At 72.1% G+C, this 17320-nt stretch carries 16 protein-coding genes; 9 read left to right on the forward strand and 7 right to left on the reverse strand.

Features of this window, described 5'->3' with window-relative positions; translation table 11 throughout:
- Positions 1–6: 6 nt before the first annotated feature.
- From QTI20_RS10040 to rrtA, 4 genes are read left to right on the forward strand one after another with little or no spacing between them, the layout of a single operon-like run.
- A complete protein-coding gene (locus QTI20_RS10040) occupies positions 7–597 on the forward strand; it encodes a biliverdin-producing heme oxygenase (RefSeq protein WP_286548148.1) in 591 nt (196 codons plus the stop codon).
- The gene (gene gspN, locus QTI20_RS10045) at positions 594–1418 is read left to right on the forward strand and encodes a type II secretion system protein N (RefSeq protein WP_286548146.1); all 825 of its coding nucleotides are present in this window, start codon (positions 594–596) and stop codon (positions 1416–1418) included. Before QTI20_RS10040 ends, gspN begins: the two co-directional genes overlap by 4 nt.
- A 36-nt stretch (positions 1419–1454) precedes the next feature.
- Positions 1455–1886, forward strand: a complete 432-nt coding sequence (locus tag QTI20_RS10050) for a YbaN family protein (RefSeq protein WP_286548145.1) — start codon at positions 1455–1457, stop codon at positions 1884–1886.
- Positions 1879–2460, forward strand: a complete 582-nt coding sequence (rrtA, locus tag QTI20_RS10055) for a rhombosortase (protein WP_286548143.1) — start codon at positions 1879–1881, stop codon at positions 2458–2460. The genes QTI20_RS10050 and rrtA overlap by 8 nt, the downstream gene beginning before the upstream one ends.
- A 5-nt stretch (positions 2461–2465) precedes the next feature.
- Here the strand turns inward: rrtA and QTI20_RS10060 are convergent, their stop codons facing one another.
- A complete protein-coding gene (locus QTI20_RS10060) occupies positions 2466–4196 on the reverse strand; it encodes a dipeptidase (protein WP_286548142.1) in 1731 nt (576 codons plus the stop codon).
- A 109-nt stretch (positions 4197–4305) separates the two neighbouring features.
- Here QTI20_RS10060 and QTI20_RS10065 point away from each other — a divergent pair, with 109 nt between their 5' ends.
- Both QTI20_RS10065 and QTI20_RS10070 read left to right on the forward strand, forming a co-directional pair.
- Entirely contained in the window at positions 4306–5529 is a 1224-nt protein-coding gene (locus tag QTI20_RS10065; RefSeq protein WP_286548141.1) for an MFS transporter, read from the forward strand.
- Between the two features lie 102 nt (positions 5530–5631).
- Positions 5632–5799, forward strand: a complete 168-nt coding sequence (locus QTI20_RS10070; RefSeq protein WP_219218691.1) for a hypothetical protein — start codon at positions 5632–5634, stop codon at positions 5797–5799.
- 129 nt (positions 5800–5928) lie between these two features.
- On the opposite strand, the gene QTI20_RS10075 is transcribed toward QTI20_RS10070, so the two are convergent.
- On the reverse strand, positions 5929–10284 hold the full coding sequence (locus QTI20_RS10075; RefSeq protein ID WP_286548140.1) for a DEAD/DEAH box helicase: 4356 nt from the start codon (positions 10282–10284) through the stop codon (positions 5929–5931).
- Between the two features lie 68 nt (positions 10285–10352).
- Positions 10353–11126 (reverse strand): hypothetical protein, encoded by a 774-nt coding sequence (locus tag QTI20_RS10080; RefSeq protein ID WP_286548139.1) that lies wholly within the window; start codon positions 11124–11126, stop codon positions 10353–10355.
- Between the two features lie 74 nt (positions 11127–11200).
- On the opposite strand from QTI20_RS10080, the gene QTI20_RS10085 reads away from it, so the two are divergent.
- Positions 11201–11710 carry a GFA family protein gene (locus tag QTI20_RS10085; protein WP_286548138.1) on the forward strand — a complete coding sequence of 170 codons (510 nt, stop codon included), beginning with the start codon at positions 11201–11203 and terminating at the stop codon, positions 11708–11710.
- A 27-nt stretch (positions 11711–11737) separates the two neighbouring features.
- Here the strand turns inward: QTI20_RS10085 and QTI20_RS10090 are convergent, their stop codons facing one another.
- Together QTI20_RS10090 and QTI20_RS10095 are read right to left on the reverse strand one after the other, a co-directional pair.
- Complete coding sequence (locus tag QTI20_RS10090; RefSeq protein ID WP_286548137.1) at positions 11738–13267, reverse strand: tripartite tricarboxylate transporter permease; 1530 nt, start codon at positions 13265–13267, stop codon at positions 11738–11740.
- Positions 13268–13289: 22 nt separating this feature from the next.
- The gene (locus QTI20_RS10095) at positions 13290–13736 is read right to left on the reverse strand and encodes a tripartite tricarboxylate transporter TctB family protein (RefSeq protein ID WP_286548136.1); all 447 of its coding nucleotides are present in this window, start codon (positions 13734–13736) and stop codon (positions 13290–13292) included.
- 291 nt (positions 13737–14027) lie between these two features.
- Between QTI20_RS10095 and QTI20_RS10100 the strand changes: the two genes are divergently transcribed.
- Both QTI20_RS10100 and QTI20_RS10105 read left to right on the forward strand, forming a co-directional pair.
- On the forward strand, positions 14028–14570 hold the full coding sequence (locus QTI20_RS10100; RefSeq protein WP_286548134.1) for a tripartite tricarboxylate transporter TctB family protein: 543 nt from the start codon (positions 14028–14030) through the stop codon (positions 14568–14570).
- A gap of 39 nt (positions 14571–14609) precedes the next feature.
- Positions 14610–15131: an Rrf2 family transcriptional regulator gene (locus QTI20_RS10105; RefSeq protein ID WP_286548133.1), complete on the forward strand. Its 522-nt coding sequence runs from the start codon at positions 14610–14612 to the stop codon at positions 15129–15131.
- Between the two features lie 15 nt (positions 15132–15146).
- On the opposite strand, the gene QTI20_RS10110 is transcribed toward QTI20_RS10105, so the two are convergent.
- A complete protein-coding gene (locus QTI20_RS10110; protein ID WP_286548132.1) occupies positions 15147–16589 on the reverse strand; it encodes an ATP-binding protein in 1443 nt (480 codons plus the stop codon).
- Position 16590: 1 nt separating this feature from the next.
- Positions 16591–17319 (reverse strand): response regulator, encoded by a 729-nt coding sequence (locus tag QTI20_RS10115; RefSeq protein ID WP_286548131.1) that lies wholly within the window; start codon positions 17317–17319, stop codon positions 16591–16593.
- Position 17320: the final 1 nt, after the last annotated feature.

Raw genomic sequence — 17320 nt, forward strand, 5'->3', positions numbered from 1 at the left:
CCCGACATGACCACCACTTCCTCTTCCGCCCTGTCGCAGCGCCTCAAGCACGAGACCGCCCCCCAGCACGAACGCATGCATGCGCTCATGGCCACGGCCGACCCCTTCGCGAGCCGCGCGCAGTACGCGCGCTTCGTGGCCGCGCAGTACGTGTTCCAGCGCGACGTCGAGCACCTGTTCGCCGACGCGCAGGTGCAGGCCGCCGTGCCCGACCTGGCCGAGCGCGGCCGTGCCGAGGCCTCGCTGGCCGACCTGCACGACCTCGAGGCGCCGGTGCCCACCGCCGCCCTGGCCACCGAAGGCGTGACCATGCCCGAAGCCCTGGGCTGGCTCTACGTGTCGGAAGGCTCGACGCTGGGCGCGGCCTTCCTGTTCAAGGAAGTGGGCGACAAGCTCGGGCTCACGGCCGAATTCGGCGCGCGCAACCTCGCGGCCTACCCCGAGGGCCGGGCGCGCGTGTGGAAGCGCTTCGTCGAAGCGCTGGATGCGCCCGCGCTGGCGGCGATGCACGAGCAGGTGATCGCCGGCGCGCTGGCCGCCTACGACCGCTTCGGCGACCTGCTCGAGGCGCAGTTCACGCTGGACACCGCGGCTTGACCTTGCCGGCCGCATCGCATGCCGCGCGCCGCCTGTGGCCCTGGGCCAGGGCCGGCGCGCTGTGCGGCGCGCTCGCGATGCTGGGGTGGCAGCTGCCCGCGCACTGGCTCACGCCCGCCGTGGAACGCGCCACGGGCGAACGCATCCGCATCGCCGACGTGCGCGGCACGCTCTGGAACGGCTCGGCCGTGCTGAGCCTCGCGGCCGGCCCCGGGAGCCACGACCTGCGCGCCCTGCCCGGCCGCACGCACTGGCGGCTGCGGCCGTCGCTGTCGACAGTACCGGCCTTGCGGCTGTCGATCGACCAGGCCTGCTGCCTCGACCGGCCCGTGCAGGCCCGCATCGCCATCGGCGCGGACGGCCTCGACCTGCGGCTCGGTGCGCTCGACTGGCACGGCCCGGTCGAGGTGGTGCAAGGGCTGGGCACGCCCTGGAACACGCTGGGCTTCGATGGCCGGCTGCGGGTGTCGACGCGGGCGCTGCAGCTGCGCGGGCAGCACGGCCAGATGCGACTGGAAGGCCGGCTCTCGCTCACCGCGGAATCGGTCTCGTCGCGCATCTCGGCGCTGCGCCCGCTGGGCAGCTACCGCTTCGACATCGACGGCGATGCGACGCGCGGCGAAGCCAAGGCCCCGTTGCGCCTCACGCTCGCCACGCTGCAGGGCCCGCTGCAACTCCGCGGCCAGGGCGCATGGACCGCCGGCCAGCTGCGCTTCCGCGGCGAGGCGCAGGCCGAGTCCGGCCGCGAGGAGGCATTGGCCCACGTGCTCCACCTGATCGGCAACCGCAACGGGCCCATCGCCTTGCGTGTGCTGCGCTGAGCCGATGCGCGCCCACTGGGAACACAATCGACCGTGATGTCCGTCGAACAGAACCACACCCCCGAAACCCCGCTGCCGCCACCGCAGCGCCCTCCGCTGCCGCTCGTCGCGCGCTGGCTGCTGCTGGCCTTTGCCGCCCTGTGCCTGGTGCTGGCCGTGATCGGCGTGATCGTGCCGGGCATGCCCACCACCGTCTTCGTGCTGATGGCCGCCTGGGCCGCCGCGCGCAGCTCGCCGCGGCTGCACCGCTGGCTGCTCGACCACCGGCTCTTCGGTCCGATCCTGCGCAACTGGGAAAACGGCCGCACCGTGAGCCGCCGCGCCAAGTGGAGCGCCACCGCAGCGATGGCCTTCTGCGCGGTCGTGATCCTGCTGACCGCGCACAAGCCCTGGCTCGCGGCCCTGGGCATCGGCTCGATGGCCTGCGTGCTGGCCTGGCTCTGGCGGCGTCCCGAGCCGCATGCCTGAGCTCACGGCGCGCCGCGCCATCGCACACGCGGCCTGCATCGGGCTGCTGCTGCTGGCGCTGCAGGCCGCCGGCGATGCGCCGAAGCTGCTGCTGCGCTACGAGCGCGACGCGCTGCTGCACGGCGAGCTCTGGCGCCTGTTCAGCGCGCACCTCGTGCACCTGGGCTGGGCCCACGCGCTGCTCAACGCCTGCGGCCTGCTGCTGTGCGCCTGGATCGCGCCCGCGCGCTTCGGGGCCAGGCGGCTGATGTGCGACGGGCTGTGGCTGGGCGGCTGCGTGTCGCTGCTGCTGCTCGCCTTCTCGCCCCAGGTGGCGCACTACGTCGGCCTGTCCGGCGTGCTTTACGGCCTGTTCGTGCTGGGCCTGGCGCCGTTGGCTTTCAGGGGCGACCGCATCGCGCTGCTGGGCTTGGCCACGGTGCTGGGCTGGATGGCCTGGCAGTTGGTCGCCGGCCCCGCGCCCGCCGAGGAACGCCAGATCGGCGGTCGGATCATCGCCGTGGCGCACCTCTACGGGGTGGTCGGCGCCTTCGTCCTGCTGGCGGTGCAAAGGCTGCGCCTCGCACCGCGCTGACCCCGCTACTGCATGCGCGGCAGGTTGCCGATGCGCACCAGCATCTCGGTGAACATCTGCATGTCGGCGTCGAGGTCGACCACTTCCTTGAACTCCTTGGCGTTGTGCGCCGTGTACTTCTTGCCGGGCATGGCCGGACCGAAGTTGATCGCGTTGGGCATGAGCTTGGCCGTGGTGCTGCCGGCCGTGGGCACGGGCTTGGCTTCGAGCCCGGTGGTGTCGCCGAAGATGTTGAGCAGGGTCGAGAGCCAGGCGCCGCTCGGGTCGCGCGCCATCCAGTTGCCCTGGTCGTAGGCCACCTCGGCCGGGATCGACGCGCTGGCGGACCAGGCGCCGATCTTCCCGGTGATCTGTTGCTTCAGTTCATCGGGCGTGCGGCCGCGCGGCATGCGCACGTTGACCGTGACGTCGACCTTGCCATCGGCACCGCCGCGGATCAGCGTCGGCGACAGCGTGAGCGGGCCCATGAAGTCGTCCTGGTAGCCCACGCCCATCTGCTCGCCCAGGTAGCCGGTGCCGTAGAGCGCGGCGATGTACTTCGCGGCGCGTGCGTAGCCGTTGTCGGCCAGCGGCACGCCCGCCTCCTGCAGGAACAGCGCGAGCCGCGGCACCGGGTTCACGCCCTCTTCCGGGCGCGAGCCGTGGGCCGAGACGCCCGTGACCTTGATCGTCAGGCCGTCGGCCGCGTGGCTCAGGTCGATGGCGAACTTGCCCCCCTGCCCCTCGTACTTCTGCACGAAGGCCGCCTTGGCCGTCTCGAGCTTCGCCGCCACGGCCGCGAGGTCGCCTCCCTGCAGCTTCGCGGTGGCGGTCTGCGGAATCGCATTGGCCGACGGCGCGCCGGTCATCGCGGTGATGGCGGTGGCCGACGCATCGGCCGGCCCGCCCGCGAACGAGACCTTGAGCGCGCCCGAGCCCTTCTCGGCCACCACCGCCGGGTACTTGCTGTCGAGCACGATGTTGTAGGCCGGCAGCTCGGTCTTCTCGCGGTAGTACTTCATCGCGTCGCCGCCGGTTTCCTCGGTGGTCTCGACCATCAGACGGATGGTGCGCGCCAGCGGCAGGCCGCTGTCCTTGACCGCCTTCATCGCATAGAGCACGGCGGCGATGGAGCCCTTGTCGTCGATGGTGCCGCGGCCGTAGAGATAGTCGCCCACGCGCGTCAGCTTGAAGGGGTCGAGCTGGGTGCCGTCGTCGAGCACCCATTCGGCCGCGTTGGCCGGCACCACGTCGGCATGCGTGAGGATGCCGAATTCCTCGCTGCCGCTGCCGGGCAGCTTGACCTCGAAGATGCGGTTGTCGACGTTGCGGTACTGCAGGCCGAAGTCGCGCGCCATCGCCTCGATCTTGCGGCCGATGGCCTGGATGGCCGGGCTCTCGTGCGGCGGCACGTCGGCCGCGCGCACCGTGGGCATCGCGACCATCTCGCCGATGGTGGCGATCACCGCGTCGTGGTGGTGCAGCCGGTTGTAGAGGCCCAGCACGCGGCCCACGTTGGCCAGGTCGTCGCCGGCGAGCGGGCGCCTGGCCGCATAGGCCGCGGCGGCGCGCTTGAGCCTGGGGTCGGCCTTGGCGGCCTGCGCGAGGAAGCGCGGGAAGTCCGGCGCCTTGCGCAGCGCGGGCGTGGCCACCAGGGCATCGAGCTGCGGCTTCTTGAGCAGGGTGTCGGCCGACGCGCCGGAGGAGAAGCTCAGCGCGATGGCGAGGGGAAGGATGGCGAGGGAGAGGCGGTTCATGGCCGTGATTCTCGCGCCGCCGCGGGGGCGCGGCGCAACCGGATGTCGCGGCCGTCCTGCGCTTATGCTCGAAGGCTTCCGGCGGCCCCGCGCCGCATCACTGTCCGCCATGCCCTCTTCCGATCCCACCGCGTCCGCCGACCCCACGCGCGGCCTGCGCGCCCTGACCTTCGCCTTCGCGCTCAGCCAGTTCTTCCGCACCTGCCTGGCCGTGATCGCGCCCGAACTGCAGCACGACCTGGGCCTCTCGCCCGCGGGTTTCGGTGCGCTGTCCTCCTGCTTCTTCCTGGCCTTCGCGGTGGCGCAGATCCCGATCGGCATCGCCTTCGACCGCTACGGCGTGGGCGCGCCCACGCGGCTGCTGATGGCGGTGGGCGTGTTCGCCTCGGTGCTGTTCGTGGTGGCGCCCAACGGCGCGACCGCGATGGTCGCGCAGGCCGGCCTGGGCCTGGCCTGCGCGCCGGTGTTCATGGGGCTGATGCACTTCGCCTCGGAGCAGCTGCCCGCCGCGCGCTACACCACCGCGGTCGGCCGTGCCAGCGCCATCGCCATGCTGGGCGCGCTGTGCGCGACCGCGCCGCTGGGCTGGGCCGCACACCAGTTCGGCTGGCGGCCCGCGCTGGCCGTGGCCGCGCTGTGCATGCTGGCCGCCTGCATCGGCACCTGGCGCCATGTGCGCGACACGGGCCATGCCGATGCGCGCGCCGAGACGCCGATGAACCTGCTGCTGGGCAGCGCGCGGCTGCTCAAGGTGCCCGCGCTCTGGACGCTGATCCCGCTGTGCGTGGCGATGGCCGCCGGCACCGCCTTCCGCAATGCCTGGGGCGGCCCCTACCTGGCCGAGGTCTACGGACTCGCGGCCGGCCCACGCGGCCTGGCGCTGACCTTCGTGAGCCTGGGCGCCTTCGCCACCGCGCTGCTGCTGCCCAAGCTGGTGTGGCGCCATTCGGTGCGCAAGACGGTGCTGTACTGGTCGCTGCTGTCCCTGGGCGGCGGCGCGCTGCTGTCGGCCTGGCCGGCCGGCGGGCTCTGGTCGAGCGTGGCGCTGCTGACGGTGCTGGCCACCATCGGGATGCTGCACCCGCTGGTCATGACGCACGGCCGCTCGATGGTGCCGCAGGCGCTGCGCGGGCGCGGGCTGGGCGTGCTGAACACCTTCGTCTTCCTGGGCTCGGCCGTGACCTCCTGGGCCTTCGGCCTGATCGCGGACGCGGGCCAGCGCCATGGCGCCAGCGCGCCCGGCACTTACGCGGGCATCTTCGGCTGCGCCACGGTGCTGGTCCTGATCGGCGTGCTGTTCTACGCGCGCAGCCCGCGGATCGCGCCGGGCTGAAGCGCCGGGCGAGGCCTCTCCTACGCCGACACGCGGCGCGCTCGCGCATGCGCGGGCCGGCGGCCGCACCAGCATCGGCGCACCCTCAAGCAAGGAGCCGCCATGCCCGCCAAGAAAAAAGGCCTGTACGCCAACATCCATGCCAAGCAGGAGCGCATCGCGCACGGCAGTGGCGAACACATGCGCAAGCCCGGGGCACCCGGTGCGCCCGGCAAGGAAGACTTCGAGAAGGCCGCCCGGACGGCCAAGCCGAAGAAGGACGCGCACTGAGCGCGCGGCATCCCATCGATCCGGAGGAATCCCCATGAAGAACATCGCCCTCACCGTGCTCGCCTGCGTGGCCGCGCTCGCGCTGGCCGCTTGCGACCCCACGCCCAAGACCCCGAAGGCCCTGCAGAGCTACACGCCGACGCTGATGGTCTGATCCGCGACCGATCCGGGCGTCAACGCGCGCTGCGCGGCCTGCGCCTCGGCCGCGTCGAGCGGCACCAACCAGGCGAGCTCGCCCGCGATGCTGGTCGCGATCGGCAGGCCGTCGCGCCACAGCACGCGCGAGCCCGCCACGCGCGGCACCTTGGCGCCGTGGACGATGGTGCCCAGCAGGTTGGCCGGGTCGCTGGCCGCCAATACGATGAAGGCGCCGTCGCCCGGCGTGCGCCGCACCTGGCGCATCGCGGCCACCGCTTCGGGCAGCGCGAACTGCTCGCCGGTCACGCCCGCGATGAAGCGGCCGCCGCGGATCTCGCCGCGTGCTTCCAGCCTCCGGCACACGCGCACCAGCTCGCGCCAGGGCGGCAGCCATGCGGCCTCGCGTTCGAGCAGGCGCCAGCAGATCACACCGTAGCGGCGCAGCAATACATGCACCACCTGCTCGTGGGCCTCGGCTGAACCGGGATTCGCTGACGCGCTCGTCGAAGGTGGCCGCACCAGCGTCCAGCGCCCCGCATCCTCGATGCCGAACAGCGGCACGCGGCGGCGCCGGCGCGTGTCGGCCGAAGCGCGCTTCGAGGCCGGCACCAGCAAGGCGCGCAGGCCCGCATAGCTGTCGCAGCGCACCCGGCCCTTGGCCACCAGCTCGGTCAGCGCCTCCTCGATCTCGACCGGCAGCAGCCGCGTGTCGGCCGCGATCTCGTCGAAGAAGCAGGCGCCGTGCTGCTGCAGGTGCGCGGCCACGCGCGCGGCGCGCGAGCCCAGCGTCTCGTCGTCGACCGGCGCGGGCGCGAGGCCGGTCCAGAGCGCGGCGCTGCGGCGCGGCAGCAGCACCACCGGCGTGGCGCGCAGCGACAGGCTGCCCGCGCCCTTGCGGCCTTCGCTCGATGAAGGCCGCAGCCGCGTCCACAGCACGCGGCCCGCGGTGCACAGGTCGTCGAGCCAGGCGCCGGCGTAGTCGGCCACGCGCGCGGGCAGCAGCTCGGCCTCCCAGATCGGCGCGGGCGCCTCGTAGCCCTCGAGCTGAGACAGCACGCCCGACAGCGCCTCCGGCCCGCGCACGCGCGAGGCCGCGCCCAGGTGCTGCCAGTCGAACAGGAAGCGTGCGAAATCGCGCGGCTCCACCGGCTCGATCTCGCGCCGCAGGCGCTTGAGCGTGTAGCGGTGGATGCGCGCGAGCAGATGGCGCTCGCACCATTCGACGGCCGGCGTGCCCGGCGTGAAACGCCCCTGCAGCACGCTGCCCTCGGTCTGCAGCGCAAGCAAGGCGGCTTCGACCTGTTCCAGCGGCAGGCACAGCGGCTGCGCGAGTTGCGCGACCGTGACCGGACCGAGGCCGCCCAAGCGCGAGCGCAGCAGCTCGCGCAACGCGGCTTCGCGGTCCTCGGGCCGCTCGGCATCGGCGGGCGCTTCGATGGCCGGTTGCATCGGCGCGGCAGGCACGATCGCCTGCAGCAAAGGCAGGCGCTCGGCCGCGACCCAGAGCCCGCGTGCAGTGCGGCCCTGGCCCTCGACGCGCACGCGCGTCGCGCGGCCCGCCTTGGCCAGCGCCGCCAGCCATGGCTTCCACTCGGGTCGAGATGCGACCTCGTGGTCGCCGACCGCGCCCAGCATGCCCAGCGCCTCGTGCATCTCGTCGCTGCCGCGCGGCTGCGGCCAGGCCTCCTCGCGCACACTGGCGATGGCCTCGGCATCGAGCTGACCCACGTCGTCGGCGCTCTCGGGCTCGGTGTAGCGCCGGTTCTGCACGGCCAGCGTGCGGCGCTCCTCCAGCGGCGCATCGTCGAGGAAGGCGTAGGGCCGCGCGTTGAGCACCTCCATCGCGAGCGGCGACGGGGCCGGCAGCTCGCGCGCCAGCAGGCGCACCTCGCCCGACTCCAGGCGGCGCAGCAGCGCGAGCCAACCCTCGGCGTCCATCGCGTCGTGCAGGCAATCGTCCAGCGTCTGCGCGACCAGCGGATGCGCGGGCACCTCGCGCTCGCCCACCAGATTCTCGGCGCAGGCCACCTGGTCGGGGAACACGGCCGCCAGCAGGTCCTCGGAGCGCATGCGCTGCAGCTGCGGCGCGACCTTGCGGCCGCCCGAGAAGCGCGGCAGCGCGAGCGCGGTGGTCGCGTTCCAGCGCCAGCGCACGCCGAACAGCGGTGCGTCGAGCAGCGCCTGCACCAGCACGTCGAGTGCCGAGTTGGAATGCAGGTAGCGCGCCACCTCCTCGAGCGGGAAGCTGTGCTGGGTGGCCAGCGAGAGCACGATCGCGTCCTCGGTGGCCGCGGCCTGGAGCTCGAAGTTGAAGGTTCGGCAGAAGCGCTTGCGCAGCGCCAAGCCCCAGGCCCGGTTGAGCCGGCTGCCGAAGGGCGAATGGATCACCAGCTGCATGCCGCCCGAGGCGTCGAAGAAGCGTTCCATGACCAGCGTGTGCTGCGTGGGCAGCGTGCCCAGCACGGCCGCGGCATGCGCCAGGTGCTCGACGATCTGGCGCGCCGCCTCTTCGTCCAGGCCCGTCGCGCCGGTCAGCAGTGCCATCGCCGCCTCGCGACCGCCCTGCACCAGCGCCTGCGCCACTTCCTCGCGCAGCCGCGACACGCCGAAGGACAGCGCGTCGCTGCGCCCCGGCGCCTCGCCCAGCCAGAAGGGAATGTTGGGCGCGGCGCCGTGCGCGTCTTCCACCCGCACCCGGCCCGGCTCGATCTTGAGGATGCGGTAGCTGGTGTTGCCCAGCTGGAACACGTCGCCGGCCAGGCTCTCGACCGCGAAGTCCTCGTTGACCGTGCCGATCTTGTCGGCCTGCGGCTCCAGCATCACGGTGTAGTCGCCGGTCTCGGGGATGGTGCCGCCCGAGGTCAGCGCGGTCATGCGCGCGCCCTTGCGCTCGCGCAGCAGGTGGTTCACCGCGTCGCGGTGCACATAGCCCGCGCGCTGGCCCTGGCGGGTGGTGAAGCCCTCGGACACCATGCGCACCACCTCCATGAAGCGCGCGTGGGTCAGTTGCGCATAGGGCCAGGCGCGGCGCACCAGCGCGAAGAGTTCGTCTTCGTGCCATTCGCGGCAGGCGGTCTCGGCCACGATCTGCTGGGCCAGCACGTCCAGCGGCGCGGGCAGCACGCGCAGCGCATCGAGTTCGCCGCGACGGATGCAGTCGAGCAGCGCCGCGCACTCGACCAGCTCGTCGCGCGACTGTGGAAAAAGCCGCGCCTTGGGCACGCCGCCCACCGCGTGGCCCGAGCGCCCGGCGCGCTGCAGGAAGCTCGCGATCGAACGCGGCGAGCCCAGCTGGCAGACCAGGTCGACGTCGCCGATGTCCAGGCCCAGCTCGAGCGAGGCGGTGGCGACCAGCACCCGGAGTTCGCCGCGCTTCAGGCGTTGCTCGGCGTCGAGCCGCGTCTCCTTCGACAGGCTGCCATGGTGCGCGGCCACCGCGTCCTTGCCCAGGATCTCGCCCAGGTGCCGCGCCGCGCGCTCGGCCATGCGGCGCGTGTTGACGAAGACCAGCGTGGTCTTGTGCAGCCACACGAGCTCGGCCACGCGCGCATAGACCTGCGTCCATTGTTCGTTCGACATCACCGCATCGAGCGGCGCGGGCGGCAGCTCCAGCGCCAGGTCGCGCTGCTTGGCATAGCCGATGTCGACCACGGTGCAATCGGCCGAACCGTCGGCCCGCAGCGCGCCCGCGCCGACCAGGAAGCGCGCCACTTCGTCGATGGGTTTCTGCGTGGCCGAGAGGCCGATGCGCACCGGACGGATGTCGCACAAGGCCTGCAGCCGTTCCAGCGACAGCGCCAGGTGGCTGCCGCGCTTGCTGGCCGCGACCGCGTGGATCTCGTCGACGATCACGCTGCGCACCGTCGCGAGCATCTTCCGGCCCGACGCCGAGCCCAACAGCACATACAAGGATTCGGGCGTGGTCACGAGGATGTGCGGCGGCTTGCGCAGGCTCTGCTGGCGTTCGCGCGGCGGCGTGTCGCCGGTGCGCACGGCCGTGCGGATGGCCACGTCGGGCAGGCCCAGCGCCGCCAGCTCGGCCCGGATGCCGGCCAGCGGCGCCTCGAGGTTGAGCCGCACGTCGTTGGACAGTGCCTTGAGCGGCGAGACATAGAGCACGGCGGTCTCGTTGGGCAGCCCGCCTTCTTCCTCGAGCCCGCGCACCACCAGCGCGTCGAGCGCGGCCAGGAAGGCGGTCAGCGTCTTGCCCGAGCCCGTGGGCGCGGCCACCAGCGTGTCGCGCCGCGCGCGGATCGCCGGCCAGGCGGCCGCCTGGGCCGGGGTGGGCGCGGGGAAGGCCTGCTGGAACCAGCGGGCGACGGCGGGGTGGAAGGCGGCGAGCGGCACGGCTTCATCACATCAGGGCGCGCGCCGGGATGTCAAGCGCGCCGGCTCCACCCCGGCGCCGAGCTCTCCTACACGCGGAGTGACAAACTCTTACACGCAGCCCGCGATGCCGACGCCAGCATGGCTTGGTCGAAACGCCAACCGCATCGCGGACGGCCGACACACGCCCCCTCGGGGGCCCCGCCTTCCCCATCACCGACGCCCTGCGTGGAGTTCCCGATGCCCGTTTCGACGCGACCCGCCGCCGCCGACCTGTCCCCCGCGCCGGGGCTGCGCGGGCCGGCTTCGCCCGCCCTGGCCGCGGCCGCGTCCTGGGCGCTCTCGCACTGGGGCGTGGGATCCCACGCGCCCGCGCGGCCGCCGGCGGCCGGCGTTGAAGCGTCGACCGCACCCACGGTCGACGGCATGCTCGGCCTGGCCATGCACGACCTGCGCAATGCGCTGTCGGCCATCCAGCTGGGCGTCGAACTGCTGAGCCGGCGCGAGAGCGCGGCCGAGCAGCCGGTGTCGGCCGTGCTCACGCACATGGACAACGCCGCGCAGCGCGCCCAGGCCTCGGCCATGGAGCTGGAGGACGTGTACCGCCTAGCGGCGGGGCGCACGGTGGCGGTCTCGCCGGTGCACTTCGCGCTGCACACGGTGGTGCGCGAGACGCTCGACGCCTGCCGGCTGATCGTGCCGGGCGTGGCGGTCGAGCACGACCGGCTGGGCGAAGGCGACTGCGTGGGCGATCCGGCGCGCACGACGCGGTGCCGACGCCGCCAGCCCAGGCCCGCCGCCGCGTGCTGCTGCGCGCCATCGCGCAGGCCCATGGCGGCGCGGTACGCTTCGAGCAGGCGCATGCCCGGGACCGGTCGATCGACGGCAGCTTCTCGAGCCGTGCCGCCGCTTCCGATCCCCCCGCACAAGGCCTTCCATGATCACGAACACCGACGACGCACACCCCGCCAACGACTGGCAACTCCCCTGGCAGGGCGGCTGCCGCTGCGGCCAGGTGCGGCTGCGCATCAGCGCGCCGCCCCTGCTGGCGATGGCCTGCCACTGCACGGGCTGCCAGCGCATGAGCGCGAGCGCCTTCTCGCTGTCGATCGCGATCCCCACGCCGGGCTTCGAGGTCACGGCCGGCGAGCCGGTGCTGGGCGGCCTGCATGGCGCCTCGCACCACCACTGCTGCCCGCATTGCAAGAGCTGGATGTTCACCCGCACCGAGGGCATGGACGCCTTCGTCAACCTGCGCCCGACCATGCTCGACACGCACCGATGGTTCGTGCCCTTCGTCGAGACCTGGACCGACGAGAAGCTGCCCTGGGCCACCACGCCCGCGGTCCACAGCTTCGGCCAGCTGCCGGCGATGGAGGCCTTCCCGGCGCTGATCGAGGCCTATGCGCGCGAGGGCGCGCGGCCCCCAGCCCCGGAACAGGACTGAGGGCCGCGCGGGATCGGCGGGTGCCGGTCAGGTCGTCGCGAGGCGCTCCGCGTCGTCGAGCGCGCGCTTGGCCTTGATCGACTTGCGCACCGTCGACCAGATCGCCCAGCCCAGCATCGCGGCGGTGCAGGCCAGCAGCGAGGCGCTGATCGGGCGCTCGAGGAAGACCATCGGATCGCCGCGCGACAGCAGCATCGCGCGCCGCAGGTGCTCTTCCAGCATCGGGCCCAGGATGTAGCCCAGCAGCAGCGGCGCGGGCTCGAAGCGCAGCACCATCAGCACATAGCCCATGATGCCCAGCGCGGCCACCGAGTAGATGTCGAAGGCGTTGTTGTTGACGCTGTAGACCCCCAGGGCCACGAACACGATGATGGCCGGGTACATCCAGGCGAACGGAATGCGCAGCAGCGCGACCCACAGCCCGATGGTGGGCAGGTTCAGGATCACCAGCATCAGGTTGCCGATGCCGAAGCTCACCACCAGGCCCCAGAACAGGTCGGGCTGCTCGCTGATCAGGTTGGGGCCGGGCTGGATGCCGTGGATGATCAGTGCGCCCATCATCACGGCCATCACCGCGTCGCCGGGGATGCCGAGCGACAGCGAAGGCACGAAGGCCGTCTGCGCGGCCGCGTTGTTGGCCGACTCGGGGGCGGTGATGCCCTCGATCGCGCCCTGGCCGAAGCGGCTCGGGTCCCTGGCCAGCTTCTTCTCGATCGCATAGGACATGAAGGCCGCGATCGACGGGCCCACGCCGGGCAGCGCGCCCAGGGCCGAGCCCAGCGCCGAGCCGCGCATCATCGGCTTGACCGTGGCCTTGAACTCGTCCTTCGTGGGCACCATCGACTTGAGCGTGACCTTCTCGGGCTTCTGGTTGGTCTCGGACGAGTTGATGCAGCGCACCACCTCCGCCACGCCGAACAGGCCCATGGCCAGCGCGATCAGGTTGATGCCGTCCATGAGCTCGGGCACGTCGAAGCTGAAGCGCGCGACGCCCGAGTTCACGTCGGTGCCGACCATGCCCAGCAGCAGGCCGAACACCACCATGCACAGGCCCTTGGCGGCCGAGCCGGCGGTCATCGACGAGGCGGCCACCAGGCCCAGCACCATCATCGAGAAGAACTCGGCCGGGCCGAACTTCAGGCCGATGCTGGCGATGGCCGGCGAGAACAGCACCAGCAGCACCAGGCCCGACATGGCGCCGGCCAGCGAAGCGATGGTGGTCACGAACAGCGCGACGCCGGCCTTGCCCTTCTTGGCCATCGGGTAGCCGTCGAGGCAGGTCACGGCCGATGACGGCGTGCCCGGCAGGTTGAGCAGGATGGAGGCGGTCGAGCCGCCGTACTGCGCGCCGTAGTAGACGCCGGCCAGCATGATGATCGCCGCGGTGGGCGGCATGTGGTAGGTCAGCGGCAGCAGCAGCGAGATCGCGGCCAGTGCGCCGATGCCGGGCAGCACGCCGACGACGGTGCCGAGCAGCACGCCGAAGAAGCAGTAGGCCAGCGTGATGGGTTCGGCCGCGACCTGGAGGCCGAGCCAGAGATTGCTGAGGAGATCCATGGGTATGTCCGGGGCGTCGGGTTCAGTTGCTCCAGGGCCAGATGGGAAGGATCATCTGCAGCGCCAGGGGAAAGATCAGCGTGGTGAGCAGCGCCACCACGGCGCAGACGATCAGGCGCGTGCGCAGCGTCATGGCCGAAGGCACCAGCGCCAGCAGCGCGGCGAGGAAGGACGCGACCACCACGCCCAGGCGTTGCAGCGTGACGGCGAACACCAGCAGGCTGGCGATGGTCCAGGCCAGGTTGCTCCACTGCACCGTGACGCCGGCGCCCTTGCGCCACCAGGCCGGCAGCGCGACCAGCAGGCCCAGCACCGCCAGCGTCCAGCCCAGCACCACCGGGAAGTAGCCCGGCCCCATGCGCGAGGAGGTGCCGAAGTTGTACTGGCTGCCGTAGAGGGCGAAGAACAGGCCGGCCGCCACCATCAGCAGCCCTCCGATCAGGTCGTGGATGTCTCTCGTGATTTTCATGTTCAGCGGAATGGCGTCGAAGGACGCTCTGGATGGAACAGGTCGACGCGCAGAAAAAAAAGCCAATGGCGTCGGCGAAGCCCGCCTCCGCGGCGCTGACGTGCAGGCCGAAGTACCGGGCTGGCCAAAGCTTAGGGGGGGCTTTCGGGGGCGACGGCCGCCATTTGTATTGCGATGTGTTGAGCCGCGGCACCGACATATGGCATTGCAAGACATGCGGCTTCGCACCGGTCCCCGGCGATAGATTCAAGACCCGCCGATGCCCACCGCCCTCACCTCCCTCGTCCGCCGATGACTGCGCAGACCCTTCACGACACCGATGTGCGCGAACGGGCCGGCAGCGGCATGCGCCTCGACCGGCCGGCCGAGTTCCTCTGGGGCGCGGCCTTCAGCGCCTTCGGCATCTCCTTCGCCTGCGGCGCCAATGTGTTCAACAGCGAGGCGCCCGCGATCCACTGGGCCGGCGCCTGGCTGCCGCTGCTGGCGGGCCTGCTGATCGCGCTCACCGGCAACCTCATCGTGCTGCGCTCGCTGTCGCTCTGGCGCCTGCGCGCCCGGCCGCTGCCCAGCGCGGGCCGGGCGCTGCTCGGCATCCTGCTGATCAACGGCATGTTCGCCGCGGCGCTGGGGGCCTGGTCGGCCACCGGCCTGCCCACCATCGGGCTGCTGGGCGGCATCTACATCACGGGCTTCACCGTCTGGCTCGCGGGCAAGGACGTGCGGCCCCGCACCTTCGCCGGCCTGGCCGCGGCCTTGGCCGTCGGCAGCTACCTGGCCTTCGTGGTGGCGCTCGACCTCGCGCTGCCCGTGTGGCCCACCTTCGTGCACGGATGAAGCACTTTTCCCCGCCAACGCTGACTGGAACTGAACACCATGCGCATTAGCACCCGCGGACGGCTGGCCGTCGCGGTCATGATCGATTTCGCCCTGCACCAACGCCACTGGCCCATCTCGCTCAAGGTCCTGAGCCGGCGCCACCGGGTGTCGCTCTCGCTGCTCGAGCCGATCGCGGCCGACCTGCGGCGCCACAGCCTGGTCGAGGCCACGCGCGGCCCCGGCGGCGGCTACGGCCTGGGCCGCGCGGCCGACGCCATCACGGTGGCCGACATCGTGTTCGCCATCGACGGCGTGCTCGAGGCGCGCCCGCCCGGGCCCGTGCGGCGCGCGCAGGTCGACCCCCAATGCGTCACCCATGCGCTGTGGGACGGCCTGCGGCAGAGCGTGGTCGACTTCCTGCAATCGGAGTCGCTGCAGAAGCTCGCGAGCACGCAGAGCCCCTGGGGTTTTCCGCCCATCGAAGCGCCGCTGCAGAAGGCGCCGCTGCCTGTGCCGGCCGTGGTGACCCGCCACGCGCCCAACTCCGTCTTCGACCTGGCGCGCTTCCACGCCTACTGAGCGCGGGCCGCGCGCTCAGGGCTTCGCACGCCGCGGCAGCGTGAGCAGCGCCTCCAGCCCGCCTTCGGGCCGGTTGCGCAGCGTGATCGAACCGTCGTGCGCCTGCGCGATCGAGCGCGCGATCGACAGCCCCAGCCCGGAGCCGCCCGAGGCCGCGTTGCGCGAGGCGTCGAGCCGCAGGAAGGGTTCGAACACCTCTTCCAGCGAGGCTTCGGGAATGCCCGGGCCCGCGTCGGCGATGCGGATGCGCAGCGCCTGCGCCGAGTCCTCGATCCGGATGTGGGCCGCGCCGCCGTAGCGGATCGCGTTCTCGAGGATGTTCTGCACGCAGCGCCGCAGGCTGGTGACATAGGCCGGCAGCGGCGCGCGCGCATGGCCTTCGAGCGTGACCCGCGCGCCGGTCTCCTCGAAGTCGGCGCGCAGGCCCCCCAGCAGGCTGTCGATGTCCACCGACTGCCGGGGTTCGTTGTGCTCCGCGCCGCGGATGTAGTCGAGCGTGGCCGAGATCAGCGACTCCATGTCGCCCAGGTCCTTGCGGAACTTGTCCTGCATCTCGCCGGGCGGCAGGAACTCGGCGCGCAGCCGCATCCGCGTGATGGGCGAGCGCAGGTCGTGCGAGACCGCGGCCAGGAAGCGGGTGCGCTCGCCGATGTCCTGGATCAGCCGCCGCTGCATCAGGTTGAAGGTGCGCGCCGCCTGGCGCACCTCGCGCGGGCCGTTCTCGACCAACGGCGGGCTGTGCAGGTCGCGCCCCAGCGCATCGGCCGCCTCGGCCAGCCGGCGCAAGGGCCGCAGCGCGAGCCGCACCGCCACCAGCGCGATCGCCACGAACACCATGATGCGCAGCACATAGATGCGCAGCACGTAGTCGGCCACCATGCTGAAGGGCTTGGCCTCGATGCCGCCCTGCGACTCCGAGGCCCGGACCTCGATCCACTGGCCGTGCAGCCCGGGCATCTCCAGCGCGATGCGGAAATGCCCGACCGGCTCGCGCGCATTGAGCAGCGCCCAGAGGTCGGCCGACTGGCCCGCGTCGTCGGTGAGGTCGGCCGACAGCAGCGTGGCGTCGGCGTCGCTGCCCAGCCGGTCGCTGAGCGACTGGCTCAGGATGTCCTGCACCGCGTCGAGCGTGTTGTCGGCCTTGTCCACGGTCGGCATCGGGCCGGGCTGCAGCGACAGCCGGAAGCGTTCCGAGCCCAGCCAGGCCAGCGTCTGCGGCACGGTCTCGGCGGGCAGCCCGCGCAGGATGCGCATCGCGTCGGCCAGCTGGATCGAGACCAGCCGGATCGGCATCTCCATCGCATGGCGGTAGCGCATGTCGAACCAGACCGAGCTGGTCAGCGCCTGCGCGGCGAGCATGCCCAGCACCAGGATCAGCGCCAGCCGGCCCCACAGCGAGCCGGGCCAGGGCAGCCAGCGCCGCCAGCGGCTTTCCGGCGCGGTGGCGGGGCCGTCCACCTCAGCGCTCCTCCACCACGTCGACCGCCATCACGTAGCCCGCATGGCGCACCGTGCGGATCATCATGGGCTTGCGCGCGTCGTCCTGCAGGCTCACGCGCAGCCGGCTGATGCAGACGTCGATCGCGCGGTCGAAGGGCGCGCGCTCCTTGCCGAACACATGCTCGATCAGGAAGTCGCGGCTCAGCGTGCGGTGCGCGTTCTGCAGCAGCAGCCGCAGCACCCGGTAGTCGGAGCCGCCCAGCGACACCACCACGCGCTGGGGCGACAGCAGCTGGTGCGTGCGGGTGTCGAGCGTCCAGCCCGCGAAGCGCACCACCGCGGCCTCCTCGGCCTCGCGCGAGGGCGGAAAGCTGTGCAGGCGCCGCAGCACCACCTTGATCCGCGCCAGCAGCTCGCGCGGGTCGAAGGGCTTGGGCAGGTAGTCGTCGGCGCCCATCTCGAGCCCGATGATGCGGTCGAGCAAGGCGCCGCGCGCGGTCAGCAGGATCACCGGCGGGCCGCCCTTGGCGTGCAGGTCGCGGCACAGCGAGAGCCCGTCCTCGCCCGGCATCATCACGTCGAGCACCACCAGCGAGACCGACTGCTGCCCCAGCTGCCGGTGCATCTCCACCCCGTTCGATGCCGTCGCGACCTTGTAGCCCGCGTCGGACAGGTAGTCCGAGAGCAGCTGCCGGATGTCGCCGTCGTCGTCGACGATGAGGATGCGTTCGATGGGGGGCGAGGACATG

The organism is Variovorax sp. J2P1-31, from assembly GCF_030317215.1.
Classification (GTDB): domain Bacteria; phylum Pseudomonadota; class Gammaproteobacteria; order Burkholderiales; family Burkholderiaceae_C; genus Variovorax.

Bases quoted from the DNA above. Each gene is read 5' to 3' on its own strand.
- QTI20_RS10060 (WP_286548142.1), bottom strand. From the start codon at position 4,196: ATGAACCGCCTCTCCCTCGCCATCCTTCCCCTCGCCATCGCGCTGAGC.
- QTI20_RS10070 (WP_219218691.1), top strand. From the start codon at position 5,632: ATGCCCGCCAAGAAAAAAGGCCTGTACGCCAACATCCATGCCAAGCAG.
- QTI20_RS10050 (WP_286548145.1), top strand. From the start codon at position 1,455: ATGTCCGTCGAACAGAACCACACCCCCGAAACCCCGCTGCCGCCACCG.
- QTI20_RS10090 (WP_286548137.1), bottom strand. From the start codon at position 13,267: ATGGATCTCCTCAGCAATCTCTGGCTCGGCCTCCAGGTCGCGGCCGAA.
- QTI20_RS10085 (WP_286548138.1), top strand. From the start codon at position 11,201: ATGATCACGAACACCGACGACGCACACCCCGCCAACGACTGGCAACTC.
- QTI20_RS10040 (WP_286548148.1), top strand. From the start codon at position 7: ATGACCACCACTTCCTCTTCCGCCCTGTCGCAGCGCCTCAAGCACGAG.
- QTI20_RS10065 (WP_286548141.1), top strand. From the start codon at position 4,306: ATGCCCTCTTCCGATCCCACCGCGTCCGCCGACCCCACGCGCGGCCTG.
- QTI20_RS10095 (WP_286548136.1), bottom strand. From the start codon at position 13,736: ATGAAAATCACGAGAGACATCCACGACCTGATCGGAGGGCTGCTGATG.
- QTI20_RS10100 (WP_286548134.1), top strand. From the start codon at position 14,028: ATGACTGCGCAGACCCTTCACGACACCGATGTGCGCGAACGGGCCGGC.
- rrtA (WP_286548143.1), top strand. From the start codon at position 1,879: ATGCCTGAGCTCACGGCGCGCCGCGCCATCGCACACGCGGCCTGCATC.
- QTI20_RS10115 (WP_286548131.1), bottom strand. From the start codon at position 17,319: ATGTCCTCGCCCCCCATCGAACGCATCCTCATCGTCGACGACGACGGC.
- QTI20_RS10105 (WP_286548133.1), top strand. From the start codon at position 14,610: ATGCGCATTAGCACCCGCGGACGGCTGGCCGTCGCGGTCATGATCGAT.
- QTI20_RS10080 (WP_286548139.1), bottom strand. From the start codon at position 11,126: ATGCGCCTGCTCGAAGCGTACCGCGCCGCCATGGGCCTGCGCGATGGC.